Source organism: Thermaurantiacus tibetensis (assembly GCF_015354055.1).
In the GTDB taxonomy this organism is placed as follows: domain Bacteria; phylum Pseudomonadota; class Alphaproteobacteria; order Sphingomonadales; family Sphingomonadaceae; genus Thermaurantiacus; species Thermaurantiacus tibetensis.
This window is the reverse complement of sequence record NZ_JACHTM010000002.1, coordinates 140,132-165,185: the sequence shown is the minus strand read 5'-3', so window position 1 is coordinate 165,185 and position 25,054 is coordinate 140,132. Positions and strand designations below refer to the sequence as shown.

Genomic DNA, 25,054 nt, shown 5'->3' with positions numbered 1-25,054 from the left:
CTGGCGGGCAGTCCCGCCCGGCAGCATGGTGAAGGCCCGTTCCCCGCGTTGACCCCTGGCCTCCCCGGGCCTATCTCGCGGAGCATGCGGGCGCGCGTGCGCCGCGTGGCGATGAAGGCTCCTGATGCTCGGTTTGAACAAGGTCGCCAAGGCCATCTTCGGCTCGTCGAACGACCGTTACGTGAAATCGCTCCAGCCGCTGGTGAAGGCCATCAACGCGCTCGAGCCACAGTTCGAGGGAATGACGGACGAGGCGCTGCGTGGCCAGACGGCGGCCTTCCGCCAGCGGCTGGCCAACGGGGAGCCGCTCGACCGGCTGCTGCCCGAGGCCTTCGCGACCGTGCGCGAGGCCTCGAAGCGCACCCTCGGGCTTCGCCACTTCGACGTGCAGCTGATCGGCGGGATCGTGCTCCACCGCGGCGAGATCGCCGAGATGAAGACCGGCGAGGGCAAGACGCTCGTTGCGACCCTTGCCGTCTATCTGAACGCCCTGACCGGCAAGGGCGTCCATGTCGTCACGGTCAACGACTATCTCGCCCGCCGCGACGCCGAGTGGATGGGCCAGATCTACCGCTTCCTCGACATGTCGGTCGGCGTCATCATCCCCAACCTGACGGATGCCGAGCGCAAGGCGGCCTATGCGGCCGACATCACCTACGCCACCAACAATGAGCTCGGCTTCGACTATCTCCGCGACAACATGAAATACAGCCGCGACCAGATGGTGCAGCGGCCATTCCACTACGCGATCGTCGACGAGGTCGACTCGATCCTGATCGACGAGGCGCGCACGCCCCTCATCATCTCGGGGCCGACGGAGGACAAGTCGGAGCTCTACATCGCCGTCGACCGGCTGGTGAAGACGCTGAAGCCCGAGCACTACGAGAAGGACGAGAAGTCGAAGTCGGTCATCCTGACCGAGGAAGGGACGGAGGTGGCCGAGCGCGCGCTCGAGGCCGCCGGGCTCCTCGTCGGGTCCAACCTCTACGACTTCGAGAACACCCAGGTGGTCCACCACCTGAACCAGGCGCTCCGGGCCAACATCATGTTCCGCCGCGACACGGACTATATCGTGAAGGGCGGCAAGGTCATCATCATCGACGAGTTCACCGGCCGCATGATGGAAGGCCGGCGCTGGTCGGAAGGGCTCCACCAGGCCGTCGAGGCGAAGGAGGGGGTGGAGATCCAGCCCGAGAACCAGACGCTCGCGTCCATCACCTTCCAGAACTACTTCCGCCTCTACCCGAAGCTTGCCGGCATGACCGGCACGGCCGCGACCGAGGCCGCCGAGTTCCACGACATCTACCGGCTGAACGTCGTCGAGATCCCGACCAACGTGCCCGTGCGCCGGCGCGACGAGGACGACGAATTCTACAAGACCGAGGCGGACAAATATGCCGCCATCGTCCGCGCCATCAAGGAGGCGAGCGCGCGCGGCCAGCCCGTGCTCGTCGGCACCGTCTCGATCGAGAAGTCGGAGAAGCTCTCGGCCTATCTGAAGGAAGCCGGAGTCGAGCACAGCGTGCTCAACGCCCGCTTCCATGAGCAGGAAGCCCACATCGTGGCCCAGGCCGGCCGGTTCGGCGCCGTCACCATCGCCACCAACATGGCCGGCCGCGGCACCGACATCCAGCTCGGCGGCAACGTCGAGTTCCGCATCCAAGACGAGCTTGCCGGCCTTCCCGAAGGGCCGGAGCGCGACGCCCGCATCGCCGAGATCCGGGCGGAGGTGATGGCGGAGCGCGAGAAGGTGCGCGAGGCGGGCGGCCTCTTCGTGCTCGGCACCGAGCGCCACGAGAGCCGGCGGATCGACAACCAGCTGCGCGGCCGCTCGGGCCGCCAGGGGGATCCGGGGCTGTCGCGCTTCTTCCTGAGCCTCGATGACGACCTCCTGCGCATCTTCGGCCAGCAGAACCTCCTGCACCGGGTGATGAAGGGCGGGCTCGCGGACGGCGAGGCGATCGTCCACCCCTGGATTTCGAAGGCGATCGAGACCGCGCAGAAGAAGGTCGAGGCGCGCAACTACGAGATCCGGAAGCAGCTGCTCGAGTACGACAACGTGATGAACGACCAGCGCAAGGTGGTCTACGAGCAGCGCGCGGACATCATGGACTCCGAGAAGGTCTCCGACGTGGTGCTCGACATGCGCCGCGACACGGTGGCCGACATCGTCGAGACCCACTGTCCGCCGGGCACCTACCCCGAGCAGTGGGACGTCGAGGGGCTCCGCAAGGCGGTCTCCGAGACGCTCGCGCTCGACGTGCCGATCGCCGCGTGGATGGAGGAAGAAGCGGTCGACCAGGAGATCTTCATCGAGCGGCTGAACGCGGCGCTCGATGCCAAGATGGAGGCCAAGATCGCCCAGGTGTCGCCCGAGACGTGGGTGCAGATCGAGAAGAGCTTCCTGCTCCAGTCGCTCGACCACCACTGGAAGGAGCATCTGGCAACCCTCGATGCCCTGCGCCAGGTCATCCACCTGCGCGCCTACGCCCAGAAGACCCCCATCAACGAGTACAAGAGCGAGGCCTTCGCCCTCTTCGAGCGGATGCTGAGAAACGTCCGCGAGGACGTGACCCGGCTGCTCTCGCTGGCCGAGTTCCGCCTCCCAGAGCCGCCGCCCATGCCCGAGCTCCCTGACTTCCTCTCGCTCGACCGGCCCCGCGCCGGCCCCGGCCCCGGGATGCCGGCGCTCGGGCCCCTTGGCGCGGCAGGTGCCGCCGCCAACGTCTTCGCACTCGGCGATGCGCTTTCGCCCGACGAGCTCGAGTCCGCCCGCGCGGTCGCAGCCCAGTATGGCCCCGCCTTCGTGCCCGAGGACCCGGAGACCTGGCAGCGGATCGTGCCGCGCAATGCCCCCTGCCCCTGCGGCTCGGGCAAGAAGTTCAAGCACTGCCACGGCACGCTCTGAAGGCGCGCTCCGGGGGCTCCAGGGACTGCCTTTCGCCTGCAACGTCGGCCGGCTAGGAACCGGGCCATGGACCCGGAGGCCGTCGCCGCGCGCTATTGCGCCGAGGGCTATGCCGTGGTGCGCGGCTTCCTCGACGGGGAGGCCGTCGCCGCGCTTGCCGCGCTGGCAGAGGCCGTCGAGGCCGAGGCGCTCGCCCACGGCCGCCCGTTCCGCCACGGCAACCTTTACTATGACACTCGCCCGGGTCCGCCGCCGGCGCTGCGCATGGCGCAGTGGCCCGTGTGGCACCACCCGGGCCTCGAAGCCTTCCGCACCCACCCGCGCTATGCGGACCTCCTTGCGCCCCTGCTCGGGCCTGACCTCAAGCAGATCATCCACCAGATCCACTGGAAGCCGAAAGGAGCCGGCGCCGACTTCGCCTGGCACCAGGACAGCCGCTCGCGCCGGCCGCGCGAGGCCTTCCGGAACCTGGCGACGAGCTATGTCCAGACCGGGCTTGCCATCGACCCGCACGACGAGGCGAGCGGCTGCCTGCGCGTGATCCCGCGCTCGCACCTGCTCGGCGAGCTCGGCATGGCGCAGGCCGGCCCGGTGCTCGGCCGCGCCCTCGACGATTCCGAACTTGTCGCCGCAGGGCTCGACCCGGCCGCGCAGGTTCCGCTCCACCTTGCGCCCGGCGATCTCGCGCTCTGGTCGCCGTTTACCGTCCACGCCTCGGGCGCGAACCGGAGCGGCCACGCCCGCCGCCTTCTCATCAACGGCTATGTCCGCGCCGCGGACTGCGACCGCGGCGAATGGGCCTTCCGTGCCGGCCGCCCCGTGCCTCTCCCGCCCAGTCCCAGCCTCGTCCACTGGGAGGGTCTTCTCGAGCGGCCCGAGCCCCACTACCCCGCGTGATGGCCGGCGGGCGCTGCGCACGCGGCTGTCATCAGATCTTCACCTTCTGCTAGGGGTCCGGCGTGGAGCGTCTCCCCGATCTCGCGCCCCTTGCGCTGGCGCTTGCCGTCGGCCTTCTCGTCGGGCTCGAGCGCGGCTGGCAGGCGCGCGCGGCCGAGGCCGGCACGCGCGTCGCCGGCTTCCGTACCTTCGGGCTGCTCGGGCTGGCCGGCGGGCTTGCCGCGCTCCTGCCGCAGCCGCTTGCCGTGATCCTGGTGGCGGGCGGCGTGACGCTCGTGGTGGCCGGCTATGTCCGCGCAAGTGCCGAGCCGCACGGCCGGTCGGCCACTGGCGCGCTTGCCGGGCTCATCACGCTCGGGCTCGGCTGGCTCGCCGCCTCGGGGCGGGGCGTGGAGGCGCTGGCGGTCGCGGCGGTCATGACCCTCATCCTCGCCTCGCGCGGGCGGCTCCATGAGCTGCTGCGCGGCATCAGCGGCGCCGAGATGGAGGCGGTGGCCCGCTTCGCCATCGTCGCGCTCGTCATCCTGCCCCTCATGCCGGACCGGTCGATGGGGCCGCTGGAGGCGTGGAACCCGCGCCAGCTCTGGCTGGTGGTGGTGTTCGTACTCGGCCTCTCGTTCGTCGGCTACGCGCTCACCCGGCGGCTCGGGCCGGGGAAGGGGCTTCTCGTCACCGCCGCGGTGGGCGCACTCGTCTCCTCCGGAGCGGTGACCGCGGCCTATGCCCGAAGGCTGCGCGAACCGGAGGCGCCTTCGGCCGCTCTTGCTGCGGGCATCTCGCTTGCCTCGGCCGTGATGCTCGCGCGGATGCTGGTGCTCACCGGCCTTCTTGCCCTTGGGGCCCTGCCATCGCTGGCCCTCGTCCTCCTGCCTGCGCTTGCCGTCCAGGTGCTGCTCGCCCTGCGGCTCGTCCGCAGTGCCGGTGGCACGGGCACCGCCGGGCCGGTCCGGCTGGGCAACCCGCTCGACTTCGCGCCGGCCTTCGGGCTGGCCGCGCTCGTCGCCGGGCTCGTCCTCCTCTCGCGCTGGCTGCTCAGGCAGGTGGGCGGGCTCGGCATCGGCGCGGTACTCGCCGTGACCGGGCTCGCCGACGTGGATGCCGCCATCCTTGTCCTCTCGCAGCTTCCGGCCGATGCCGTGGCCCCGCGGACGGGCGGCCTGCTGCTGGCCTTCGCGGCCATTGCCAACACGCTCTGGAAGACCGGCATCGTGCTGGCCATCGGCGGCGTGCGGCGCGGCTGGCCGGCCGCGGTGCCGCTCGTCGTCACGGCCGTCGCGATCGGCGGCTCCGCAGGGCTGGCGGCGCTTGCCCGGCCGCTCTAGGACGGGCAGACAGGGCGGGGAGGAACGGCATGGCGCTGGTCGAGGTCGAGGTCGCGGATGGCGTGGCGGTCGTCACGCTCAACCGGCCGGAGGCGATGAACGCGCTCTCGCGCGCGCTCCGGGCGGAGCTCGCGCGAGTGATGGGCGAGATGGACGCGCGCGCCGACGTGCGCGCCGTGGTGCTGACGGGTGCTGGCACCAGGGCCTTCTCGGCCGGGCTCGATCTCAAGGAACTGGGGGCCGACCCGGCCGCCATGGACGACGCGACCGGCACCACCGCCGATGCCAACCCCTGCCGTGCAGTCGAGCAGTGCCGGAAGCCGGTCATCGGCGCGATCAACGGGGTTGCCATCACCGGCGGCTTCGAGCTGGCGCTCGCCTGCGACGTGCTCCTGGCTTCCGAGAATGCCCGCTTCGCCGACACCCACGCGCGCGTCGGCATCATGCCGGGCTGGGGGCTTTCGCAGAAGCTCTCGCGCTTGATCGGCATCTCGCGGGCAAAGGAGCTGTCGTTCACCGGCAACTTCCTCGACGCCGCCACCGCCGAGCGCTGGGGCCTCGTCAACCGGGTGCTGCCTGCTGGCGAGCTGCTGCCGGCTGCGCGCCGGCTTGCCGCCGACATGGCCTCGATCGATCCGCATTTCCTTTCGGCCTACAAGGCCCTCATCGACGACGGCTTCGCCCTGCCGTTCGGGGAGGCGCTGGCGCTCGAGACCGGGCGCGCGCGGGTCGCCAACCGCGCCGTCAGCCCGGAGGAGGTGGAGCAGCGCCGCGCGGCGGTGATGGCGCGCGGAAGGGCACAGGGGTGACCCGCGCCCTCGTCGCCCTCGCGGCGGTCATGCTCGCCGCGCCCGCAGCCGCCGAGACGGTGGTCATCACGGCGGCACGCATGGTCGACGTCGTCTCCGGGCGGATGGTCCCGAACCCGGTCATTGTCGTCACCGACGGGCGGATCGTCTCGACCGACGGCAGCAGGGCCCCGGCCGATGCGAAGCGGATCGACCTTCCCGGCCTGACGCTGCTGCCCGGCCTCATCGACATGCACACCCATCTGACGAGCGATCCGCGGATCGGCCGCGTCGACCGGTTCCTCAAGACCGACGGCTACTGGACCCTCGTCGGCGCGGCCAATGCCGAGGCAATGCTCAAGGTCGGCTTCACGACCGTCCGCAACGTCGGCTCGGGCCGCTACGACGACGTGGCGCTGAAGCAGGCGATCGACGACGGGCGCATCCCGGGCCCCCGCATCGTCCCGGCAACGCATGCGCTCGGCGCAACGGGCGGCCACTGCGACAACAACTGGCTGCCCCCGAGCCTTGCGCAGAAGGCCGCCGGCATCGCCGACGGGCCCGAGGCGCTGCGCGCCAGGGTGCGCGAGGCGCGCAAGTTCGGTGCCGAGGTCATCAAGACCTGCGCGACCGGTGGCGTCTTCAGCCGCAACACCGAGGTGGGCCAGCAGCAGCAGCGCGAGGAGGAGCTTCGCGCCATCGTCGAGGAAGCGCGCATGTGGGGCCTGACGACCGCCGCCCACGCCCACGGCACTGCGGGCATCAAGGCGGCGATCCGCGCCGGGATCACCACGATCGAGCACGCGAGCCTCATCGACGACGAGGGCATCCGGCTTGCGAAGGAACGCGGCACCTTCCTCTCGATGGACATCTACAACACCGAATTCACCCAGGCCGAGGGCCGGAAATACGGCGTGCTCGAGGACAATCTCCGGAAGGACCGCGAGGTGGCGGACGCCCAGCGCGAGAATTTCCGCAAGGCCCATCGCGCGGGCGTGCGCATGGTGTTCGGCTCGGATGCCGGCGTCATGCCCCACGACCAGGCGCCGCGCCAGTTCGCGGTCATGGTGCGCTACGGGATGACGCCCTTGGAAGCGATCCGCGCGGCAACCGTCAACGCCGCCGAAGCGCTCGAGAAGACGGGCGACCTTGGGCAGATCGCGCCGGGCCGCTTCGCCGACATGGTGGCGGTGGCCGGCGATCCGCTCGCCGACGTGACCGAGCTCGAGCGGGTTGCCGTCGTCATCAAGGGCGGGACGATGGTGGCCGACCGCCGCTGACCGTCACAGCCCTTCCGCGCGTTCACGCTGGAACGCCCGCTCCAGAGCGCCTTTCCACGCTGAAAACGGCCAATGGTCGTGCCGTAACTTCCGGGCATGACGGAATCCCTGGGGCAGGGCGCCTCGTTCCGGCGCGAGGCGTTGCGGGTGGTCCTGCCGAACCTGCTCCTCGTGCTGCTGGTGGCTGGCGCGGCCTTCGGCCTTGTCCGCGACTACACGCTGACGGTGGATGGGCTCGAGAGCGAGCGGACGCGCCGCGCGCTCCACGCCGCCATTGAGCTCCAGCTCGAGGCGATGGAAGCGCTCGTCCACGACAACGCCTACTGGAACGACATGGCGCGGGCGAGCTACGTTTCGCAGGCGCTCACGCCCTTCTTCGAGGAAAGCTTTGCCTACGTGACGCGGGACGGCCGCGGCTATGACGTCGCGCTCCAGCTGCGGGCGGATGGCACGCCGCGGCTCGGCTACGCCGGCGGTGCGCCCCTGCCGGCGGAGCGGATTGCAAGGCCCTCGGCCGACCAGCTGGCCATGCGGTCGCGCCTGCCGGACCTGCCCCATGCCGCAAGCGGCCTGCTGCGCGCCGGGGACCGGCTCTTCTTCGTCGGCCGCGACGTGGTGCTTCCCGAGTCCGCGGAGCTTGCAGCGACAGTTCCCGCAGCAGGCCCCGACATCCTCGTCTTCGCCAAGGAGGTGGGTGCCGAGGAACTCGAGTCGCTCGAAAGGACTCTCCAGGTCAAGGGCCTGCGGCTTGCCTTCGACCCGCCCACGGACCGCGCTCACGCCCTCCGGCTGCCGCGGGACGATGGCGAGCCGCTGGCCTGGCTCACCTGGACGGGCACGCCGGTCGGCCAGCGGGCACTCGCCGAACTCCTGCCATGGCTGGCCGGGGTCGGCGCGCTTCTCCTCCTCCTGGGCCTGGCAGGCGTGCGCAAGGCTTGGCGGCAGGCCGAGGAGCTTGCGCGCCAGGCGCTGCTCGACGGGCTCTCCGGCCTGCCCAACCGGCGCGCCATCCGCGACGCGCTTGGGCGGGGTCTGCTTGGTGGCGGAAGCGTGACCGTCGCGATGCTTGACCTCGACGGGTTCAAGGCAGTCAACGACAATTACGGGCATATGGCCGGGGACCACCTGCTTCTAGCCTTCGCCCGCCGGCTCACCGCCATCTGCGGCGCCGACGGCCAGGTCGGACGCCTCGGCGGGGACGAGTTCGCCGTGGTGGTCTCGGGCCCCAACAGTCTTGCGCGCGGGCAGGACATCGCCCGGCGCCTGCTCGCCGTGCTCGAGGAGCCGTTCCGGATCGGCGAGATCACGCTCTCGATCGGCTCGAGCATTGGTCTTGCGCACGGCACGCTTGGAGAGGCGGACGCAAGCGAGCTCCTGCGCCGGGCGGATGTGGCCATGTATGCGGCCAAGCGCGGGGGGCGGGGACAGATGGTCGTCTATTCTGACGTCCACGACCAGCGGCAGGCCGATGCCCACCGGATCGAGCAGGAGCTCCGGGACGCGCTCAAGACGGGCGGGTTCGAGCTCGTCTACCAGCCGCTCATGGACGCGAGCGGCCGCCGCATTGTTGCGGTCGAGGCATTGCTCCGCTGGTCGAGCCCGAGCCTGGGCCGGGTCAGCCCGGCCGTCTTCATCCCCGTGGCCGAGGAGACGGGGCTCATCAACGCGATCGGCCTCTTCGTCCTCGAGCGCGCCTGCCGGGATGCGCTCCCCTGGGCGCCGCTGCGGCTCGCCGTCAACGTCTCGGCGGCGCAGCTCCGCAACCCCGAGCTTGCCGAGGAGATCGCGGCCATCCTCGCCCGGACCGGTTTTCCCGCCGCGCGGCTGGAACTCGAGCTGACGGAGACCTGCCTCGTCGAGGACGCGGATCGCGCGGCGGCCATGCTCGACCGCATCCGGGCGCTCGGCGTCCGCCTCTCGCTCGACGACTTCGGCACCGGCTATGCGTCGATCGGCTTCCTGCGCCGGTTCGCCTTCGACAAGGTCAAGATCGACCGCAGCCTCGTCGAAGAGGCGGTCCAGCGGCCGCAGAGCGTCACCATCCTCGAGGCGACTGCCCGCATCGCCTCCGCGCTCGACATCGAGGTCGTGGCCGAGGGCATCGAGACCGATGCCCATCTTCAGGTGGCGCGGCGGGTCGGCTGCTGCGCGCTGCAGGGCTGGCTGTTCCATTCGGCGCGAAGCGCGGAGGCCATTGCCGAGCTCCTCGGCCGGCAGGAGGCCGAGGGCGGGGAGCCGGCAGTTGACGCGCCGGGGGTGCGGCGCTATGGGCCGCGCTCGCTCACGGGCTGGTCGTAGGCATGGCCTAAACGCAGCTTCCGTCCGGAAGGTCGTGGCGCGGTGCGCCGCGCCGTCATGGTTCTCCCAACCCTTGAGCGGGCCACGGCAACGTGGAGGGCTCTCCCTCGGCACGGGGAGGGCTCGTTTGCTTTGGGTGAAGGTTCGAAGGACGCGCATGCCGACGATCAACCAGCTGATTCGCAAGGGCCGCGAGCCCCAGCGGGCGCGCAACAAGGTGCCCGCGATGGAGGCCTGCCCGCAGAAGCGCGGGGTGTGCACGCGCGTCTACACGACGACGCCGAAGAAGCCGAACTCGGCGCTCCGCAAGGTGGCCAAGATCCGGCTCACCAACGGCTTCGAGGTCATCGGCTACATCCCGGGCGAGGGCCACAACCTGCAGGAGCACTCGGTCGTGCTGATTCGCGGCGGCCGGGTGAAGGACCTGCCGGGCGTGCGCTACCATGTGCTCCGCGGCGTGCTCGACACCCAAGGGGTCAAGGACCGCAGGCAGTCGCGCTCGAAGTACGGCGCCAAGCGGCCGAAGTGAGAAGGTAGGAGCCCATGTCCCGTCGTCGTCGCCCCGAGAAGCGCGAGATCCTGCCCGACCCCCGCTACGGGGACCAGGTGCTGACCAAGTTCATGAACCTGGTCATGATGGAAGGGAAGAAGTCGGTCGCCGAGTCGATCGTCTACTCCGCGCTCGACACGATCGAGGCGCGCCTGAAGCGCGCGCCGCTCGACGTGTTCCACGAGGCGCTCGACAACGTGAAGCCCATGGTCGAGGTCCGCTCCCGCCGTGTCGGCGGGGCGACCTACCAGGTGCCGGTCGAGGTGCGCCCCGAGCGCGCCCAGGCGCTTGCCATCCGCTGGCTGATCGCGGCTGCGCGCAACCGCTCGGAAAAGACCATGTCGGCCCGGCTCTCGGCCGAGCTCATCGAGGCCTCGAACAACCGCGGCTCGGCCGTCAAGAAGCGCGAGGACACGCACCGGATGGCCGAGGCCAACCGCGCCTTCTCGCACTACCGCTGGTAACCCCTGCCCCGCCACGCCTTGCCGGAGGTCTAGACCATGCCCCGCAGCCACCCGCTTGAGCGCTACCGCAACATCGGCATCATGGCGCACATCGACGCCGGCAAGACGACGACGACCGAGCGGATCCTCTACTACACGGGCAAGTCCTACAAGATCGGCGAGGTGCACGAGGGCACCGCGACCATGGACTGGATGGAGCAGGAGCAGGAGCGCGGCATCACCATCACCTCGGCTGCCACCACCTGCTTCTGGCGCGACCACCGGATCAACATCATCGACACGCCCGGCCACGTCGACTTCACCATCGAGGTCGAGCGCAGCTTGCGGGTGCTCGATGGCGCGATCGCCGTGTTCGACGGCGTGGCGGGCGTCGAGCCGCAGTCGGAGACGGTGTGGCGCCAGGCCGACAAGTACCGCGTGCCGCGGATGTGCTTCGTCAACAAGCTCGACCGCACGGGCGCCAACTTCGAGCGCTGCGTGGAGATGATCCGCGACCGGCTCGGCGCGCGGCCGCTGGTCCTTTACCTTCCCATCGGCATCGAGAGCGACTTCAAGGGGCTCGTGGACCTCGTCGAGAACCGCGCCATCATCTGGCTCGAGGAGTCGCTCGGCGCCAAGTACGAGTTCCAGCCCATCCCCGAGGAGCTCAAGGAGAAGGCCGCGGCCGCGCGTGCCGAGCTCATCGAGACCGCGGTCGAGCAGGACGACCAGGTGATGGAGGCCTATCTCGAAGGCCAGGAGCCGGACGTTGAGACGCTGAAGCGCCTCATCCGCAAGGGCACCATCTCGTTCGCGTTCGTGCCCGTGCTCACCGGCTCGGCGTTCAAGAACAAGGGCGTGCAGCCGCTGCTCGACGCCGTCGTCGACTATCTGCCGAGCCCGCTCGACATCCCGCCCGTCCAGGGCGTGAAGCCCGACGGCACGCCCGACGAGCGGCCGGCCGACGACAAGGCGCCCTTCGCGGCGCTCGCCTTCAAGATCATGTCCGACCCGTTCGTCGGCACGCTCACCTTCGCGCGCATCTATTCCGGCACGCTCGAGAGCGCGTCGACCGTGCTCAACTCGACCAAGGACAAGCGCGAGAAGATCGGCCGGATGCTCCTCATGCACGCCAACAACCGCGAGGACATCAAGGAGGCCAATGCGGGCGACATCGTGGCCCTCGTCGGCCTGAAGGAAGTGACGACGGGCGACACGCTGTGCGCGCCCAACGCCCCCATCATCCTCGAGCGGATGGAGTTCCCCGAGCCGGTGATCGAGGTGGCGGTCGAGCCCAAGACCAAGGCCGACCAGGAGAAGATGGGCATTGCCTTGAACCGCCTGGCGCAGGAGGACCCGAGCTTCCGGGTGACCACCGACACGGAGAGCGGCCAGACCATCATCAAGGGGATGGGCGAGCTCCACCTCGAGATCATCGTCGACCGCATGAAGCGGGAATTCAAGGTGGAGGCCAATGTCGGGGCGCCGCAGGTGGCCTACCGCGAAGCGCTCGCCCGCCGCGTCGAGGTGGACTACACCCACAAGAAGCAGACCGGCGGGTCCGGCCAGTTCGGCCGGGTGAAGCTCGTCGTCGAGCCCGGCGAGCGCGGCTCGGGCGTCATCTTCGTCGACGAGGTGAAGGGCGGCAACGTGCCCAAGGAGTATATCCCGGCGGTCGAGAAGGGCATCCGGGAAGTGGCGCAGTCGGGCGCCCTCATCGGCTTCCCCATCATCGACTTCAAGGCGACGCTGGTCGACGGCGCCTACCACGACGTCGACTCCTCGGCGCTCGCCTTCGAGATCACCGGCCGCGGCGCGATGCGCGAGGCCGCGCAGAAAGCGGGCATCAAGCTCCTCGAGCCGATGATGAAGGTCGAGGTTGTGACGCCCGAGGAGTTCATGGGCGACTGCATCGGCGACCTCAACGCCCGGCGCGGCCAGATCCTGGGCACCGACACCCGTGGCAACGCGCAGGTGATCGAGGCCCTCGTGCCGCTGGCCAACATGTTCGGCTACGTCAACCAGCTGCGGTCGATGACCCAGGGCCGCGCGCAGTACACCATGCAGTTCAGCCACTACGAGGAAGTCCCCGCCAATGTGGCCGAGGAAGTCAAGGCGAAGCTGGCCTGACCTTGTCTCGCAATCGGGGTCGACAAAGCGTGGAGTGAAGAGGACAGGACAATGGCGAAGGCGAAGTTCGAGCGGACGAAGCCGCACTGCAACATCGGCACCATCGGTCACGTCGACCATGGCAAGACGTCGCTGACGGCGGCGATCACCAAGGTGCTGGCCGAGACCGGCGGCGCGACCTACACCGCCTACGACCAGATCGACAAGGCGCCCGAGGAGCGCGAGCGCGGCATCACCATCTCGACCGCCCACGTCGAGTACGAAACCGAGAAGCGCCACTACGCCCACGTCGACTGCCCCGGCCACGCGGACTATGTGAAGAACATGATCACCGGGGCGGCGCAGATGGACGGCGCCATCCTCGTGGTCTCCGCGACCGACGGGCCGATGCCGCAGACCCGCGAGCACATCCTCCTTGCCCGCCAGGTGGGCGTGCCGGCGCTCGTGGTCTTCATGAACAAGGTCGACATGGTGGACGACCCCGAGATCCTCGAGCTCGTCGAGCTCGAGGTGCGCGAGCTGCTCACCAAGTATGAGTTTCCGGGCGACGACATCCCCATCATCAAGGGCTCGGCGCTGATGGCGCTCGAGGACAAGCGGCCCGAGATCGGCAAGCAGGCGATCCTCGAGCTCATGCGCGCGGTCGACGAGTATATCCCGCAGCCCGAGCGGCCGCTCGACAAGCCGTTCCTCATGCCGATCGAGGACGTGTTCTCGATCTCGGGCCGCGGCACGGTCGTGACCGGCCGGGTGGAGACCGGCGTCGTCAAGGTGGGCGACGAAGTGGAGATCGTCGGCATCCGCGACACCGCCAAGACGGTGGTGACGGGCGTCGAGATGTTCCGCAAGCTCCTCGACGAGGGCCGCGCCGGCGACAACATCGGCGCGCTGCTGCGCGGCACCAAGCGCGAGGAAGTGGAGCGCGGCCAGGTGCTCGCCAAGCCCGGCTCGATCACGCCGCACACCGAGTTCAAGGCCGAGGTCTACGTCCTCTCCAAGGACGAGGGCGGCCGGCACACGCCGTTCTTCGCCAACTACCGGCCGCAGTTCTACTTCCGCACGACCGACGTCACCGGCACTGTCCAGCTGCCGGAGGGCACCGAGATGGTGATGCCGGGCGAGAACGTGCAGCTGGGCGTGAAGCTCATCGCCCCCATCGCCATGGACCAGGGCCTGCGCTTCGCCATCCGCGAGGGCGGCCGGACCGTCGGCGCCGGGGTTGTCTCGCAGATCGTCAAGTAGTAGGAAGAAGAGGCCGGCTGGCCGCCGAATCGTTCGGTGGCCGGCCGGTCGCTTTTTGACCAGACGGGTTCGACACAGGCGGAACGGCTGCGGATACGACGCGGGCGCGAGGATCGGGCAGGACCATGGAAACGCAGAACATCCGGATCAGGCTGAAGGCATTCGACTACCGGGTGCTGGACACGGCGACGAACGAGATCGCCGAGACGGCCAAGCGAACCGGAGCCGACGTGCGGGGCCCGATTCCGCTCCCGACCCGGATCGAGCGGTTCACCGTGAACCGGTCCCCGCACATCGACAAGAAGTCGCGGGAGCAGTTCGAGGTCAGGACCTACAAGCGGCTTCTGGACATCGTGAAGCCGACGCCGCAGACGGTCGATGCGCTGATGAAGCTCGACCTTGCGGCGGGCGTGGACGTGGAGATCAAGCTGCAGGGCTGAGACCCCTGCGACAGGGCGGGGGAAGCCCCGCGGAACATGCCCCCGAGAGGAGCCGGAGACGGCGCCTTGACGGGGCCTCTGTGCGAGAGGACGGACGATGCGGACCGGCGTGATCGCCAGGAAGGTGGGCATGACCCGCCTGTTCACCGAGGACGGGGCCCATGTCCCCGTGACGGTGCTGGCGCTCGAGGAGAACCAGGTGGTGGCGCAGCGCACGCCCGAGCGCGACGGCTATGTCGCGCTCCAGGTGGGTGCGGGCGCGGGCAAGGCGAAGGCGCTCACCAAGCCCGAGCGCGGGCACTTCGGCGCAGCCGAGGTGGCGCCCAAGGCGAAGCTCGCGGAGTTTCGGGTGGCGCCTGACGCGCTCGTCGCGGTGGGGGCAACGCTTTCGGCAAGCCACTTCGTGCCGGGGCAGATGGTGGACGTGACGGGCACCACGCAGGGCAAGGGCTTTGCCGGCGCCATGAAGCGCTGGGGCTTCGGCGGCCTCCGCGCGACCCACGGCGTTTCGGTCTCGCACCGCTCGCACGGCTCGACCGGCAACCGCCAGGACCCGGGCCGGGTGTTCAAGAACAAGAAGATGGCGGGCCACATGGGCGACCGCCGGCGCACCCAGCAGAACCTCGAGATCGTCATGACCGATCCCGAGCGCGACCTTCTCTTCGTGCGCGGCTCGGTGCCGGGGGCCAAGGGCAGCTGGCTTCTCGTGCGCGATGCGGTGAAGGCGCCGCGGCCGGAGGGCGCGCCCTACCCGGCGGGGCTCAAGGCGGCTGCAGCGCCTGCGGAGGCCGTGGCGGCGGCCGGGGATGCCGGCCAGGCGCCGGCCGGAGGCGAGGAACAATGAAGGTCGAAGTGAAGACGCTCGCGGGGTCGAGCGCTGGCGACATCGAGCTTGCGGACGAGGTGTTCGCCATCGCGCCGCGCGCCGACATCCTCCATCGTGTCGTCACCTGGCAGCTCGAGAAGCGCCGGGCGACGGCGCGCGCCGCGCGCGAGCGGGGCGACGTGGACCGCACCGGCAAGAAGTTCGGCCGCCAGAAGGGTTCGGGCAGCGCCCGCCACGGCAACCGCGCCGCGCCGCAGTTCATCGGCGGCGGCAAGGCGCATGGCCCCCGCCGGCGCGACTTCGACCCGTCGCTCAACAAGAAGATCCGGGCGCTCGGCCTGAAGTGCGCGCTCTCGGCCAAGGCGCAGGAGGGCAAGCTCCTCGTCGTCGACAACCTGGCGCTCGAGGCGGCGAAGACGAAGGTGCTGAAGGAGGGGCTCGCGAAGCTCGGGGTCTCGAACGGGCTGTTCGTCGACGGTTCGGCGGTCGACGTGAACTTCGCGCTGGCCAGCCGCAACCTCCACAAGGTGGACGTGCTGCCGGCGGTTGGCGCCAACGTCTACGACATCCTGAACCACGACCACCTCGTGCTGACCCGTGCGGCGGTGGCGGCGCTCGAGGCCCGGCTCGCCCGCGGGGCGGCGCCGGCGAAGGAGGCCTGACCATGGCGAAGGACAAGGCGCAGGCCGTCGATCTCCGCCACTATGACGTGGTGCGGCGGCCGCTCATCACCGAGAAGACCACGCGCGTGGGCGAGCACAACCAGGTGGTGTTCGAAGTGGCGCGCGGCGCGACGAAGCCTGAGATCCGCGCGGCCGTCGAGGCGCTCTTTGGCGTGAAGGTCACCGCGGTCAACACGCTGGTGGCCAAGGGCAAGGCCGGGCGCTGGCGCGGCCGCCCCTATGTGCGCTCCGACGTCAAGAAGGCGTTCGTGACGCTGGCGCCCGGCCAGTCGATCGACGTGACCACGGGAGTCTGAGGCGATGGCGCTCAAGACCTTCAACCCCACGAGCCCCGCCCGCCGCGGCCTCGTCCTCGTCGATCGCTCCAGCCTCTGGAAGGGCAAGCCCGTCAAGGCGCTGACCGAGGGCAAGACCAAGACCGGCGGCCGCAACAACATGGGCCATGCCACCTCGCGCGGCATCGGCGGCGGTCACAAGCAGCGCTATCGCCTGGTCGACTTCAAGCGCCGGCGCTGGGACGACCCGGCGACCGTCGAGCGGCTGGAGTATGACCCGAACCGCTCGGCCTTCATCGCCCTCATCCGCTACGGCAACGGGGATCTCTCCTACATCCTGGCACCCCAGCGCCTTGCGCCGGGCGACACGGTGGTCGCAGCGCGGAAGTGCGACGTGAAGCCGGGCAACGCGATGGAGATCGGCCAGGTGCCGGTCGGCACCATCGTCCACAATGTCGAGCTGAAGCCGGGCAAGGGCGGGCAGCTTGCGCGTGCAGCCGGCACCTTCATCCAGGTGGTGGGCCGCGACCGGGGGATGGTCATTGTCCGCCTCAACTCGGGCGAGCAGCGCTACGTCCGGGCCGACTGCATGGCGAGCGTGGGGGCGGTCTCCAACCCCGACAACGCCAACCAGAACCTGGCCAAGGCCGGCCGCGCCCGCTGGCTGGGGCGGCGGCCGCTGACGCGGGGCGTTGCCAAGAACCCGGTGGACCACCCGCACGGCGGCGGCGAGGGCCGCACCTCGGGCGGCCGGCACCCGGTGACGCCCTGGGGCAAGCCGACAAAGGGCGCGCGCACGCGCCACAACAAGGCGACCGACAAGATGATCATCCGCAGCCGCCACGCGAAGAAGAAGAGGTAGGGGATGGCACGTTCCGTCTGGAAGGGTCCGTTCGTCGACCTGCACCTCCTGAAGAAGGTGCGCGCGGGCGCGCGCGGGCCGATCAAGACCTGGTCGCGGCGCTCGACGATCGTGCCCGAGTTCGTCGGCCACACGTTCAACGTGTACAACGGCCGCAAGTTCATCCCCGTGTCGGTGAATGAGGACATGGTGGGCATGAAGCTCGGCGAGTTCGCACCCACGCGAACCTTCCACGGCCATGCCGCCGACAAGAAGGCGAAGAGGTAGGCGATGGCGAAGCCCGTGAAGCCCCGCAAGGTGGACGAGAAGGAAGCGCTTGCCGTGGCGGCCGCCGTGCGCGGCAGCCCCTACAAGCTCAACCTGGTGGCCGGCCTCATCCGCGGCCGCAAGGCCGAGGAGGCGGTGAACATCCTGACCTTCTCGAAGAAGGCCATGGCGGTCGATGTGAAGAAGTGCCTGCAGTCGGCGATCGCCAACGCCGAGAACAACCACAACCTCGACGTCGATCGGCTGTTCGTGAAGGAGGCGAGCGTGGGCAAGGCGCTCACCATGAAGCGGTTCGCAACGCGCGCCCGCGGTCGCTCGGCGCGGATCGTGAAGCCCTTCTCGCGCCTCAGGATCGTCGTGCGCGAGATGGACGAGGCGGGAGCGTAAGGGCATGGGACAGAAGACCTCGCCGATCGGCCTTCGCCTCCAGATCAACCGCACCTGGGACAGCCGCTGGTACGCGAGCGGCCCGGAGTATGGCCGGCTGCTGCTCGAGGATCTCAAGATCCGCGACTACATCATGAAGACGCACCCGCAGGCGGCGATTTCGAGGGTGGTGATCGAGCGGCCGGCGAAGCTGTGCCGCGTGTCCATCTACGCGGCGCGCCCCGGCGTCATCATCGGCAAGAAGGGCGCTGACATCGACAAGCTGCGGAAGGCGCTCTCCGCGATGACGAAGAGCGACGTGACGCTCAACATCGTCGAGATCCGCAAGCCCGAGATCGACGCGAAGCTCGTGGCGCAAGGGGTGGCCGACCAGCTGGAGCGCCGGGTCGCGTTCCGGCGGGCGATGAAGCGGGCGGTGCAGTCGGCGCTGCGGCTGGGGGCGGAAGGCATCCGCATTACCTGCTCGGGCCGGCTCGGGGGCGCCGAGATCGCGCGGACCGAATGGTATCGCGAGGGCCGGGTGCCGCTCCACACGCTTCGGGCCAACGTCGACTATGCCGAAGCCCAGGCCCACACGGCGTATGGCGTCTGCGGGGTGAAGGTCTGGATCTTCAAGGGCGAGATCCTCGGCCATGACCCGATGGCCCAGGACCGGCTGATGCTCGAATCCCAGACTTCGGGAGTGCGCCCGGCCCGGTAGGCGACGGTTCCCCGTCGCCTTATCGGAGGGCCCTCCCTCGACTGAAGGCGAAAGACGATGCTGCAACCCAAGCGGACGAAGTTCCGGAAGGCCCACAAGGGGCGGATCCACGGCCAGGCCAAGGGCGGTGCCACGCTCAACTTCGGCGCCTTCGGCCTGAAGGCGCTCGAGCCCGAGCGGATCACCGCCCGCCAGATCGAGAGCGCGCGCCGCGCCATCACCCGCCACATCAAGCGGCAGGGGCGGCTGTGGATCCGCATCTTCCCCGATATCCCGGTCTCGTCGAAGCCGGCCGAAGTGCGGATGGGCTCGGGCAAGGGCTCGCCCGAATACTGGGTCTGCCGGGTAAAGCCGGGGCGGATCATGTTCGAGCTCGACGGCGTGAGCCAGGAGGTGGCCGCCGGTGCCTTCGAGCGGGCGTCGGCGAAGCTGCCGATCAAGACCAAGATGGTCGTCCGGCTCGGCGAGGCGAGGGAGGGCTGAGGATGGCACGCGAGGATGTGAAGAGCCTGTCGGATGCCGACCTCGAGCGCCGGCTTGCCGAGCTCAAGCGCGAGCAGCTGAACCTCCGCTTCCAGGCGGCAACCCAGCAGCTCGAGAAGCCGTCGCGGGTGAGGGACGTGCGCCGCACCATCGCCCGCATCAAGACCGAACAGTCGGCCCGCGCCCGCGCTGCTGCGCGGCACGCCGGCCAGGGAGCCAGCTGATGCCCAAGCGTGTCCTTCAGGGAACCGTGGTCTCGGACAAGCCCGACCGCACGGTCGTGGTGCTCGTCGAGCGGCGGGTGCCTCACCCCGTCTACGGGAAGATCATCCGCCGCTCGAAGAAGTATCACGCCCACGACGAGGCGAATGCCTACCGGGTGGGCGACGTGGTGCGGATCGAGGAGTGCGCGCCCATCTCCAAGCTGAAGACGTGGCGCGTGATCGGCAAGGTGGGGGCGCGCGCCGTCGAAGCGGCGGACGCACCTGCGGAAGGAGTGGCCTGACATGATCCAGATGCAGACCAGGCTCGATGTTGCCGACAACTCGGGCGCGAAGCAGGTGATGTGCATCAAGGTGCTGGGCGGGTCCAAGCGCCGCACGGCCGGCGTGGGCGACGTGATCGTCGTCTCGGTCAAGGAGGCGCAGCCCAAGGGGCGGGTGAAGAAGGGCGACGTGCACCGCGCCGTCGTCGTGCGCACGGCGAAGGACATCCGCCGGCCCGACGGCTCGGTCATCCGCTTCGACTCGAACGCAGCCGTCCTCATCAACAAGAACCAGGAGCCGATCGGCACCCGGATCTTCGGGCCCGTCGTGCGCGAGCTTCGGGCCTCGGGCCACATGAAGATCATCAGCCTGGCGCCGGAGGTGCTCTGATGGCCGCGAAGATCAGGAAGGGCGACCGCGTGATCGTGATTGCCGGCCGCGACAAGGGCCGGGAAGGCGAGGTCATCCGCGCGCTCCCGAAGGAGGGGCGGGTGGTGGTCTCGGGCGTCAACATGGTGACGCGCCACCAGCGGCCGACCCAGGCCGATCCGCAAGGGGGCCTGAAGCGCTTCGAGGCGCCCATCCACGTGTCGAACGTGGCGCTCAAAGACCCCAAGACGGGGAAGCCCGCGCGGGTCGGCTTTGCCGTGCGCGATGGCAGGAAGGTCAGGGTCCTCAAGGGCTCGGGCGAGGTGATCGATGGCTGAGGAACGGATGAAGCCGCGGATGCAGCGGCTCTACGAGGAGCGGGTGGTCCCTGCGCTCATCGCGCAGTTCGGCTACAAGAACCGCCTGGCGGTGCCGCGGCTGGAGAAGATCACCCTCAACATGGGGGTGGGCGAGGCCACGCAGGACCGCAAGAAGGTGGAGGTGGCGGCCGCCGAGATGATGGCGATCGCCGGCCAGAAGCCGGTCATCACGCGTGCGAAGAAGTCGGTGGCCTCGTTCAAGCTGCGCGAGGGCATGCCGATCGGCTGCAAGGTGACCCTGCGGCGCGACCGCATGTACGAGTTCCTTGACCGGCTGATCACGATCGCGCTGCCGCGGGTGAAGGACTTCCGGGGCGTGAACCCGAAGAGCTTCGACGGCCGCGGCAACTACGCCATGGGGCTCAAGGAGCAGCTGGTGTTCCCGGAGATTTCCTACGACAAGATTGACCGGATCCGGGGTATGGACATCATCTTCACGACGACGGCCCGGACCGATGCCGAGGCGCGCGCGCTCCTTGCCGCGTTCGGCATGCCCTTCATCGGCGAAACGCCGGCGCGCGAGGCGGCCTGAGGAGAGCGGACGATGGCGAAGCTGAGTTCCATCAACAAGAACGAGCGGCGCAAGATGCTGGTCAAGCGCTATGCCGCCAAGTTCGCGCGGCTGAAGGCGGTGGCCGATGACGAGAGCCGGCCCGAGGAGGAGCGGCTGCTGGCGCGGCTGAAGCTCGCCGAGCTTCCGCGCAATGCGAACCCGACCCGTGTCAGGAACCGCTGCGAGCTCACGGGGCGGCCCCGCGCCTACTATCGCAAGTTCAGGCTGTGCCGGGTGCAGCTCAGGGAGCTGGCCAACAAGGGGCTTATCCCCGGCGTCACCAAGGCAAGCTGGTAAGGACGGGCTTCCATGAACATGACCGACCCCCTGGGCGACATGCTCACCCGCATTCGCAACGGCCAGGCGGCGCGCAAGGACAGCGTGGTCTCGCCGGCGTCGCGGCTGCGCATCAGCGTGCTCGAGGTGCTCCAGCGCGAGGGCTACATCCGCGGCTGGACGCGCGAGGAGCGGCCCGGCAGCCCGCCGACGGTGCGAATCGAGCTCAAGTATTTCGAGGGCCAGCCCGCCATCCGCGAGCTGAAGCGGGTCTCGAAGCCGGGCCGGCGCGTCTACTCGGGCGTGAAGGACCTGCCCCGGGTGAAGAACGGCCTCGGGATCACCATCGTCTCCACGCCCAAGGGCGTTCTCTCCGACGCGGAAGCGCGGGTCGAGAAGGTCGGCGGCGAAGTTCTCTGCCAGGTGTTCTGACCATGTCGCGCATCGGAAAGAAGCCGGTTCCCATTCCCGCGGGTGTCACGGTCGCCATCGATGGCGGCGAGCTCCGCGCGAAGGGCCCGAAGGGCGAGCTCGCCATGCGGCTTGCCGACGAGATCCGCTACGAGGTGGAGGGCAATGAGATCCGCGTGACGCCCGCCAACGACGGCAAGCGCGCGCGCGCCTTCTGGGGCATGCAGCGGACCCTCGTCTCGAACCTGGTGACGGGCGTCTCCCAGGGCTTCACCAAGGTGCTCGAGATCTCGGGCGTGGGCTATCGCGCCTCCGCGCAGGGCTCGACGCTGAAGCTGCAGCTCGGCTACAGCCACGACGTCGAGTATGCGCTGCCCGAGGGGGTGACGGCCCGGACGCCCGACCAGACGACGATCGAGATCTCGGGCGCGGACCGGCAGAAGGTCGGCCAGGTCGCGGCCGAGATCCGCCGCTGGCGCAAGCCCGAGCCCTACAAGGGCAAGGGCATCAAGTATCGGGGCGAGTTCATCTTCCGGAAGGAAGGGAAGAAGAAGTAATGGGCCAGCACCTCTCCCTCTTCGAGCGGCGCCGGCGGCGGGTGCGGACGGCGCTGCGTGCCAAGTCCGGCGGCCGGCCGCGGCTCTCGGTCCATCGCTCGGGCCGGCACATCTATGCGCAGGTGATCGATGACAGCCGGGGCCATACGGTCGCAGCGGCCTCGAGCCTCGAGAAGGGCTTCGAGGGGAGCGGCGCGACGGTGGCGGCGGCGGCGGCGGTCGGCCGCACGCTCGCCGAGCGGGCGAAGGCGGCCGGTGTGACCGCGGTCGTGTTCGACCGCGGCGGGTTCCTGTTCCATGGCCGGGTCAAGGCCCTGGCCGAAGCCGCCCGCGAGGGCGGACTGGAGTTCTGACGATGGCAGACGACATCCTTCCCGAAGGCGCCGAGGCGGGCGAGGTCGCGCCCGACCGGGGCGAGCGGCGCGGCCGCGGCCGTGGCGGCCGGGGCGGCGAGCGGGGCGACCGCGGCGACCGGCGCCGGGGCCGAGAGCCCGCGCTTGCCGACGACGGCCAGGAGCTCATCGAGAAGCTGGTCCACATCAACCGTGTCTCGAAGACCGTGAAGGGCGGCAAGCGCTTCGGCTTTGCGGCGCTGGTGGTGGTGGGCGACGGCAAGGGCCGGGTGGGCTTCGGCCACGGCAAGGCGCGCGAGGTGCCGGAGGCCATCTCCAAGGCAACGGCGGCCGCCAAGAAGGGGATGGTGCGCATCCCCCTGCGCGAGGGCCGCACGCTTCACCACGACGGCTTCGGCCACTTCGGCGCCGGCAAGGTCTATGTCCGCTCGGCGACGCAGGGGACCGGGATCATCGCCGGCGGGCCGATGCGGGCCGTCTTCGAATCGCTCGGGGTGGCCGACGTCGTCGCGAAGTCGGTCGGCACCAACAACCCCTACAATATGGTGCGGGCGACCTTCGCGGCGCTCACCGAACAGGCGAGCCCCAAGTCGGTCGCCCAGCGGCGCGGCAAGAAGGTGGCCGAGCTCCTCGCCCGCCGCGGCGACATCGCGCCCAAGGAGGCCGAGGCCGAGGCGGGCGCGCAGGTGGCCTGAGGAGACACGCGATGGCACAGAAGCTCAAGGTGACGCAGGTGGGCTCCCCCATCCGCCGCACCAAGGACCAGCGGGCGACGCTCATCGGGCTCGGCCTCAACAAGATGCACCGGACGCGCGAACTGCCCGACACGCCGGAAGTGCGCGGGATGATCGCGAAGGTGAAGCACATGGTGCGCGTCGAGCCGGTCGAGGGCTGAGGCGCGCGGCCACGAGGAAGGACAGGCGATGAAGCTCAACGAACTGCGCGACAATCCGGGCGCCCGGAAGCGTCGCACGCGCGTCGGCCGCGGGATCGGCTCGGGGCTCGGCAAGACCGCCGGGCGCGGCCAGAAGGGCCAGAAGAGCCGCTCGGGCGTGGCCATCAAGGGCTTCGAGGGCGGGCAGATGCCGCTCCACATGCGGCTGCCCAAGCGCGGCTTCAACGCGCCGAACCGCCCCTCCTACGCCATCGTCAACCTCGGCACGCTGCAGGCGGCGGTTGATGCCGGCCGGCTCGCCGAGGGCCAGACGGTCGATGCCGAGGTGCTCAAGGCTGCGGGCATCGTGACCCACGTGCGCGACGGCGTGCGTCTGCTGGCGCGCGGCGAGCTCCGGGCGCGGCTCGACCTGACGGTTGCCGGCGCCAGCGCCGCGGCCAGGGCGGCAGTCGAGAAGGCGGGCGGCACGGTGACCGAGACGCGCGCCCGCGACAGCGCCGAGGGCTGAGGCTTTTCAGGGGGGCGCCCGGTGCCTACATCGCTGGCAATCCGGGGCCGGGACGCGCGGCGCACGGCAAGGACCTAGGGAATGGCAACGGCTGCCGACACGCTCGCCCAGAATCTGAGCTTCGCCAACTTCTCGAAGGCGACGGATCTCAAGAAGCGCATCTGGTTCACGCTCGGTGCGCTCGTGGTCTTCCGGCTCTGCTCCTTCGTGCCGCTGCCGGGGATCGACCCGGTCGCGCTCGACCAGCTGTTCAACCGCACCGCCGGCGGCGTGCTCGACTTCTTCAACATGTTCTCCGGCGGCGCGCTCGAGCGCATGTCGATCATTGCGCTCGGCATCATGCCCTACATCACCGCGTCCATCGTGGTGCAGCTGATGAGCTCGATTCACGAGCCGTGGAAGGCGCTCAAGAAGGAAGGCGAGGCCGGCCGCAAGAAGCTCAACCAGTACACCCGCTTCGGCACCGTCATCCTCACCATCTTCCAGGGCTACGGCATCGCCGTCGGCCTCGAGGGCTGGGGCGCTTCCTCCGGCGTTTCCGCGGTCATCGATCCGGGCTGGTTCTTCCGCATCTCGACGATCATCTCGCTGCTTGGCGGCACGCTCTTCCTCATGTGGCTCGGCGAGCAGATCACCAGCCGCGGCATCGGCAACGGCATCTCGCTCATCATCATGGCGGGGATCGTCGCCCAGCTTCCCGTGGCGCTCGGCGGCCTGTTCGAGCAGGCGCGCACCGGGGCCATCTCGGTGGGCTTCCTGCTCCTCGTCATCGTCGGTGCGCTCGCCGTCATCGCCTTCATCTGCTTCGTCGAGCGCGCCCAGCGCCGGATTCTCATCCAGTATCCGAAGCGCCAGGTGGGCAACCGGATGTTCCAGGGGGACAAGTCCCACCTGCCGCTGAAGCTCAACACGCCGGGCGTTATCCCGCCGATCTTCGCCTCCTCGCTGCTGCTCATGCCGCTCACGGTGGCGCAGTTCGCCGGCGAGGGCGCGACGGGCGCCGGCGGCGACATCCTCCTCACCGTCACAACCGCCCTCCAGCACGGCGCGCCGCTCTACATGGCGCTCTATGCGGCGGGCATCATCTTCTTTGCCTTCTTCTACACTGCCGTTGTCTTCAACCCCGAGGAGACGGCCGACAATCTGAAGAAATATGGCGGCTTCATCCCCGGCATTCGCCCGGGGCAGAAGACGGCAGAATATCTCGACTATGTGCTTACGCGCATCACGGCGGTGGGCGCCATCTACCTCACCTTCATCTGCCTTCTTCCCGAGTTGCTCATCTCCCAGCTCGCGATCCCCTTCTACTTCGGCGGCACCTCGCTTCTCATCGTCGTCAACGTCACCATGGACACGGTCGCCCAGATCCAGGGGCATCTTCTTGCCCACCAGTACGAGGGGCTCATCCGCAAGGCGAAGCTCCGGGGACGCGGCCGGTGACGGGTGCCGCGACACCGTCCTGCGATCGCGCATCCGCCGGTCCCGT

At 69.5% G+C, this 25,054-nt stretch carries 32 protein-coding genes; all 32 read left to right on the top strand.

Annotated features, from left to right (window positions below; translation table 11 throughout):
- Positions 1-124: 124 nt before the first annotated feature.
- Entirely contained in the window at positions 125-2,908 is a 2,784-nt protein-coding gene (secA, locus tag H3H34_RS05435; RefSeq protein WP_194744273.1) for a preprotein translocase subunit SecA, read from the top strand.
- A gap of 66 nt (positions 2,909-2,974) precedes the next feature.
- Positions 2,975-3,805, top strand: a complete 831-nt coding sequence (locus tag H3H34_RS05430; RefSeq protein ID WP_194744272.1) for a phytanoyl-CoA dioxygenase family protein — start codon at positions 2,975-2,977, stop codon at positions 3,803-3,805.
- Between the two features lie 62 nt (positions 3,806-3,867).
- Entirely contained in the window at positions 3,868-5,127 is a 1,260-nt protein-coding gene (locus H3H34_RS05425; protein WP_194744271.1) for an MgtC/SapB family protein, read from the top strand.
- Positions 5,128-5,156: 29 nt separating this feature from the next.
- Positions 5,157-5,936: an enoyl-CoA hydratase gene (locus H3H34_RS05420; protein ID WP_194744270.1), complete on the top strand. Its 780-nt coding sequence runs from the start codon at positions 5,157-5,159 to the stop codon at positions 5,934-5,936.
- Positions 5,933-7,195: a Xaa-Pro dipeptidase gene (locus tag H3H34_RS05415; RefSeq protein ID WP_328831335.1), complete on the top strand. Its 1,263-nt coding sequence runs from the start codon at positions 5,933-5,935 to the stop codon at positions 7,193-7,195. Before H3H34_RS05420 ends, H3H34_RS05415 begins: the two co-directional genes overlap by 4 nt.
- A 96-nt stretch (positions 7,196-7,291) precedes the next feature.
- Positions 7,292-9,493 (top strand): putative bifunctional diguanylate cyclase/phosphodiesterase, encoded by a 2,202-nt coding sequence (locus tag H3H34_RS05410; protein ID WP_194751872.1) that lies wholly within the window; start codon positions 7,292-7,294, stop codon positions 9,491-9,493.
- 157 nt (positions 9,494-9,650) lie between these two features.
- Entirely contained in the window at positions 9,651-10,022 is a 372-nt protein-coding gene (gene rpsL / locus H3H34_RS05405) for a 30S ribosomal protein S12 (protein WP_194744268.1), read from the top strand.
- A gap of 14 nt (positions 10,023-10,036) precedes the next feature.
- Positions 10,037-10,507 carry a 30S ribosomal protein S7 gene (rpsG, locus tag H3H34_RS05400; protein ID WP_194744267.1) on the top strand — a complete coding sequence of 157 codons (471 nt, stop codon included), beginning with the start codon at positions 10,037-10,039 and terminating at the stop codon, positions 10,505-10,507.
- 36 nt (positions 10,508-10,543) lie between these two features.
- A complete protein-coding gene (gene fusA, locus H3H34_RS05395; RefSeq protein WP_194744266.1) occupies positions 10,544-12,616 on the top strand; it encodes an elongation factor G in 2,073 nt (690 codons plus the stop codon).
- Positions 12,617-12,667: 51 nt separating this feature from the next.
- The gene (gene tuf, locus H3H34_RS05390) at positions 12,668-13,858 is read left to right on the top strand and encodes an elongation factor Tu (RefSeq protein WP_194744265.1); all 1,191 of its coding nucleotides are present in this window, start codon (positions 12,668-12,670) and stop codon (positions 13,856-13,858) included.
- A gap of 125 nt (positions 13,859-13,983) precedes the next feature.
- Entirely contained in the window at positions 13,984-14,298 is a 315-nt protein-coding gene (gene rpsJ, locus H3H34_RS05385; RefSeq protein WP_194744264.1) for a 30S ribosomal protein S10, read from the top strand.
- Between the two features lie 97 nt (positions 14,299-14,395).
- Positions 14,396-15,142 carry a 50S ribosomal protein L3 gene (rplC, locus tag H3H34_RS05380; protein ID WP_194744263.1) on the top strand — a complete coding sequence of 249 codons (747 nt, stop codon included), beginning with the start codon at positions 14,396-14,398 and terminating at the stop codon, positions 15,140-15,142.
- Entirely contained in the window at positions 15,139-15,786 is a 648-nt protein-coding gene (gene rplD / locus H3H34_RS05375) for a 50S ribosomal protein L4 (protein WP_194744262.1), read from the top strand. The genes rplC and rplD overlap by 4 nt, the downstream gene beginning before the upstream one ends.
- Before the next feature lie 2 nt (positions 15,787-15,788).
- Entirely contained in the window at positions 15,789-16,103 is a 315-nt protein-coding gene (locus H3H34_RS05370) for a 50S ribosomal protein L23 (RefSeq protein WP_194744261.1), read from the top strand.
- Between the two features lie 4 nt (positions 16,104-16,107).
- Positions 16,108-16,944, top strand: coding sequence for a 50S ribosomal protein L2 (gene rplB, locus H3H34_RS05365; protein WP_194744260.1), 837 nt, complete (start codon positions 16,108-16,110; stop codon positions 16,942-16,944).
- A gap of 3 nt (positions 16,945-16,947) precedes the next feature.
- A complete protein-coding gene (gene rpsS, locus H3H34_RS05360; protein WP_194744259.1) occupies positions 16,948-17,211 on the top strand; it encodes a 30S ribosomal protein S19 in 264 nt (87 codons plus the stop codon).
- Positions 17,212-17,214: 3 nt separating this feature from the next.
- Entirely contained in the window at positions 17,215-17,598 is a 384-nt protein-coding gene (gene rplV, locus H3H34_RS05355; protein ID WP_194744258.1) for a 50S ribosomal protein L22, read from the top strand.
- 4 nt (positions 17,599-17,602) lie between these two features.
- Entirely contained in the window at positions 17,603-18,298 is a 696-nt protein-coding gene (gene rpsC, locus H3H34_RS05350; RefSeq protein WP_194744257.1) for a 30S ribosomal protein S3, read from the top strand.
- 57 nt (positions 18,299-18,355) lie between these two features.
- The gene (rplP, locus tag H3H34_RS05345) at positions 18,356-18,781 is read left to right on the top strand and encodes a 50S ribosomal protein L16 (RefSeq protein ID WP_194744256.1); all 426 of its coding nucleotides are present in this window, start codon (positions 18,356-18,358) and stop codon (positions 18,779-18,781) included.
- 2 nt (positions 18,782-18,783) lie between these two features.
- Positions 18,784-19,005 carry a 50S ribosomal protein L29 gene (gene rpmC, locus H3H34_RS05340; protein ID WP_194744255.1) on the top strand — a complete coding sequence of 74 codons (222 nt, stop codon included), beginning with the start codon at positions 18,784-18,786 and terminating at the stop codon, positions 19,003-19,005.
- Entirely contained in the window at positions 19,005-19,286 is a 282-nt protein-coding gene (gene rpsQ / locus H3H34_RS05335; protein ID WP_194744254.1) for a 30S ribosomal protein S17, read from the top strand. Before rpmC ends, rpsQ begins: the two co-directional genes overlap by 1 nt.
- A gap of 1 nt (position 19,287) precedes the next feature.
- Positions 19,288-19,656, top strand: coding sequence for a 50S ribosomal protein L14 (gene rplN, locus H3H34_RS05330; protein WP_194744253.1), 369 nt, complete (start codon positions 19,288-19,290; stop codon positions 19,654-19,656).
- Positions 19,656-19,973, top strand: a complete 318-nt coding sequence (rplX, locus tag H3H34_RS05325; protein WP_194744252.1) for a 50S ribosomal protein L24 — start codon at positions 19,656-19,658, stop codon at positions 19,971-19,973. Before rplN ends, rplX begins: the two co-directional genes overlap by 1 nt.
- A 7-nt stretch (positions 19,974-19,980) precedes the next feature.
- Positions 19,981-20,547 carry a 50S ribosomal protein L5 gene (rplE, locus tag H3H34_RS05320; protein ID WP_408033950.1) on the top strand — a complete coding sequence of 189 codons (567 nt, stop codon included), beginning with the start codon at positions 19,981-19,983 and terminating at the stop codon, positions 20,545-20,547.
- A 12-nt stretch (positions 20,548-20,559) separates the two neighbouring features.
- The gene (gene rpsN / locus H3H34_RS05315) at positions 20,560-20,865 is read left to right on the top strand and encodes a 30S ribosomal protein S14 (RefSeq protein WP_194744250.1); all 306 of its coding nucleotides are present in this window, start codon (positions 20,560-20,562) and stop codon (positions 20,863-20,865) included.
- A 12-nt stretch (positions 20,866-20,877) separates the two neighbouring features.
- Positions 20,878-21,276, top strand: a complete 399-nt coding sequence (rpsH, locus tag H3H34_RS05310) for a 30S ribosomal protein S8 (RefSeq protein WP_194744249.1) — start codon at positions 20,878-20,880, stop codon at positions 21,274-21,276.
- A gap of 2 nt (positions 21,277-21,278) precedes the next feature.
- Positions 21,279-21,812 carry a 50S ribosomal protein L6 gene (rplF, locus tag H3H34_RS05305; protein WP_194744248.1) on the top strand — a complete coding sequence of 178 codons (534 nt, stop codon included), beginning with the start codon at positions 21,279-21,281 and terminating at the stop codon, positions 21,810-21,812.
- The gene (rplR, locus tag H3H34_RS05300; RefSeq protein ID WP_194744247.1) at positions 21,812-22,165 is read left to right on the top strand and encodes a 50S ribosomal protein L18; all 354 of its coding nucleotides are present in this window, start codon (positions 21,812-21,814) and stop codon (positions 22,163-22,165) included. The genes rplF and rplR overlap by 1 nt, the downstream gene beginning before the upstream one ends.
- Before the next feature lie 2 nt (positions 22,166-22,167).
- Positions 22,168-22,860, top strand: a complete 693-nt coding sequence (gene rpsE / locus H3H34_RS05295; RefSeq protein ID WP_194744246.1) for a 30S ribosomal protein S5 — start codon at positions 22,168-22,170, stop codon at positions 22,858-22,860.
- Positions 22,861-22,871: 11 nt separating this feature from the next.
- Complete coding sequence (gene rpmD, locus H3H34_RS05290; protein WP_194744245.1) at positions 22,872-23,060, top strand: 50S ribosomal protein L30; 189 nt, start codon at positions 22,872-22,874, stop codon at positions 23,058-23,060.
- A 28-nt stretch (positions 23,061-23,088) separates the two neighbouring features.
- Positions 23,089-23,568: a 50S ribosomal protein L15 gene (rplO, locus tag H3H34_RS05285; protein WP_194744244.1), complete on the top strand. Its 480-nt coding sequence runs from the start codon at positions 23,089-23,091 to the stop codon at positions 23,566-23,568.
- A gap of 81 nt (positions 23,569-23,649) precedes the next feature.
- Positions 23,650-25,008, top strand: coding sequence for a preprotein translocase subunit SecY (gene secY, locus H3H34_RS05280; RefSeq protein ID WP_194744243.1), 1,359 nt, complete (start codon positions 23,650-23,652; stop codon positions 25,006-25,008).
- The last annotated feature ends 46 nt before the right edge of the window (positions 25,009-25,054 follow it).

Excerpts from the sequence above, each read along its gene's own strand:
- secA (WP_194744273.1), top strand. The coding sequence starts at position 125 with ATGCTCGGTTTGAACAAGGTCGCCAAGGCCATCTTCGGCTCGTCGAAC.
- H3H34_RS05430 (WP_194744272.1), top strand. The coding sequence starts at position 2,975 with ATGGACCCGGAGGCCGTCGCCGCGCGCTATTGCGCCGAGGGCTATGCC.
- H3H34_RS05420 (WP_194744270.1), top strand. The coding sequence starts at position 5,157 with ATGGCGCTGGTCGAGGTCGAGGTCGCGGATGGCGTGGCGGTCGTCACG.
- H3H34_RS05410 (WP_194751872.1), top strand. The coding sequence starts at position 7,292 with ATGACGGAATCCCTGGGGCAGGGCGCCTCGTTCCGGCGCGAGGCGTTG.
- rpsL (WP_194744268.1), top strand. The coding sequence starts at position 9,651 with ATGCCGACGATCAACCAGCTGATTCGCAAGGGCCGCGAGCCCCAGCGG.
- rpsG (WP_194744267.1), top strand. The coding sequence starts at position 10,037 with ATGTCCCGTCGTCGTCGCCCCGAGAAGCGCGAGATCCTGCCCGACCCC.
- fusA (WP_194744266.1), top strand. The coding sequence starts at position 10,544 with ATGCCCCGCAGCCACCCGCTTGAGCGCTACCGCAACATCGGCATCATG.
- tuf (WP_194744265.1), top strand. The coding sequence starts at position 12,668 with ATGGCGAAGGCGAAGTTCGAGCGGACGAAGCCGCACTGCAACATCGGC.
- rpsJ (WP_194744264.1), top strand. The coding sequence starts at position 13,984 with ATGGAAACGCAGAACATCCGGATCAGGCTGAAGGCATTCGACTACCGG.
- rplC (WP_194744263.1), top strand. The coding sequence starts at position 14,396 with ATGCGGACCGGCGTGATCGCCAGGAAGGTGGGCATGACCCGCCTGTTC.
- rplD (WP_194744262.1), top strand. The coding sequence starts at position 15,139 with ATGAAGGTCGAAGTGAAGACGCTCGCGGGGTCGAGCGCTGGCGACATC.
- H3H34_RS05370 (WP_194744261.1), top strand. The coding sequence starts at position 15,789 with ATGGCGAAGGACAAGGCGCAGGCCGTCGATCTCCGCCACTATGACGTG.
- rplB (WP_194744260.1), top strand. The coding sequence starts at position 16,108 with ATGGCGCTCAAGACCTTCAACCCCACGAGCCCCGCCCGCCGCGGCCTC.
- rpsS (WP_194744259.1), top strand. The coding sequence starts at position 16,948 with ATGGCACGTTCCGTCTGGAAGGGTCCGTTCGTCGACCTGCACCTCCTG.
- rplV (WP_194744258.1), top strand. The coding sequence starts at position 17,215 with ATGGCGAAGCCCGTGAAGCCCCGCAAGGTGGACGAGAAGGAAGCGCTT.
- rpsC (WP_194744257.1), top strand. The coding sequence starts at position 17,603 with ATGGGACAGAAGACCTCGCCGATCGGCCTTCGCCTCCAGATCAACCGC.
- rplP (WP_194744256.1), top strand. The coding sequence starts at position 18,356 with ATGCTGCAACCCAAGCGGACGAAGTTCCGGAAGGCCCACAAGGGGCGG.
- rpmC (WP_194744255.1), top strand. The coding sequence starts at position 18,784 with ATGGCACGCGAGGATGTGAAGAGCCTGTCGGATGCCGACCTCGAGCGC.
- rpsQ (WP_194744254.1), top strand. The coding sequence starts at position 19,005 with ATGCCCAAGCGTGTCCTTCAGGGAACCGTGGTCTCGGACAAGCCCGAC.
- rplN (WP_194744253.1), top strand. The coding sequence starts at position 19,288 with ATGATCCAGATGCAGACCAGGCTCGATGTTGCCGACAACTCGGGCGCG.
- rplX (WP_194744252.1), top strand. The coding sequence starts at position 19,656 with ATGGCCGCGAAGATCAGGAAGGGCGACCGCGTGATCGTGATTGCCGGC.
- rplE (WP_408033950.1), top strand. The coding sequence starts at position 19,981 with ATGAAGCCGCGGATGCAGCGGCTCTACGAGGAGCGGGTGGTCCCTGCG.
- rpsN (WP_194744250.1), top strand. The coding sequence starts at position 20,560 with ATGGCGAAGCTGAGTTCCATCAACAAGAACGAGCGGCGCAAGATGCTG.
- rpsH (WP_194744249.1), top strand. The coding sequence starts at position 20,878 with ATGAACATGACCGACCCCCTGGGCGACATGCTCACCCGCATTCGCAAC.
- rplF (WP_194744248.1), top strand. The coding sequence starts at position 21,279 with ATGTCGCGCATCGGAAAGAAGCCGGTTCCCATTCCCGCGGGTGTCACG.
- rplR (WP_194744247.1), top strand. The coding sequence starts at position 21,812 with ATGGGCCAGCACCTCTCCCTCTTCGAGCGGCGCCGGCGGCGGGTGCGG.
- rpsE (WP_194744246.1), top strand. The coding sequence starts at position 22,168 with ATGGCAGACGACATCCTTCCCGAAGGCGCCGAGGCGGGCGAGGTCGCG.
- rpmD (WP_194744245.1), top strand. The coding sequence starts at position 22,872 with ATGGCACAGAAGCTCAAGGTGACGCAGGTGGGCTCCCCCATCCGCCGC.
- rplO (WP_194744244.1), top strand. The coding sequence starts at position 23,089 with ATGAAGCTCAACGAACTGCGCGACAATCCGGGCGCCCGGAAGCGTCGC.
- secY (WP_194744243.1), top strand. The coding sequence starts at position 23,650 with ATGGCAACGGCTGCCGACACGCTCGCCCAGAATCTGAGCTTCGCCAAC.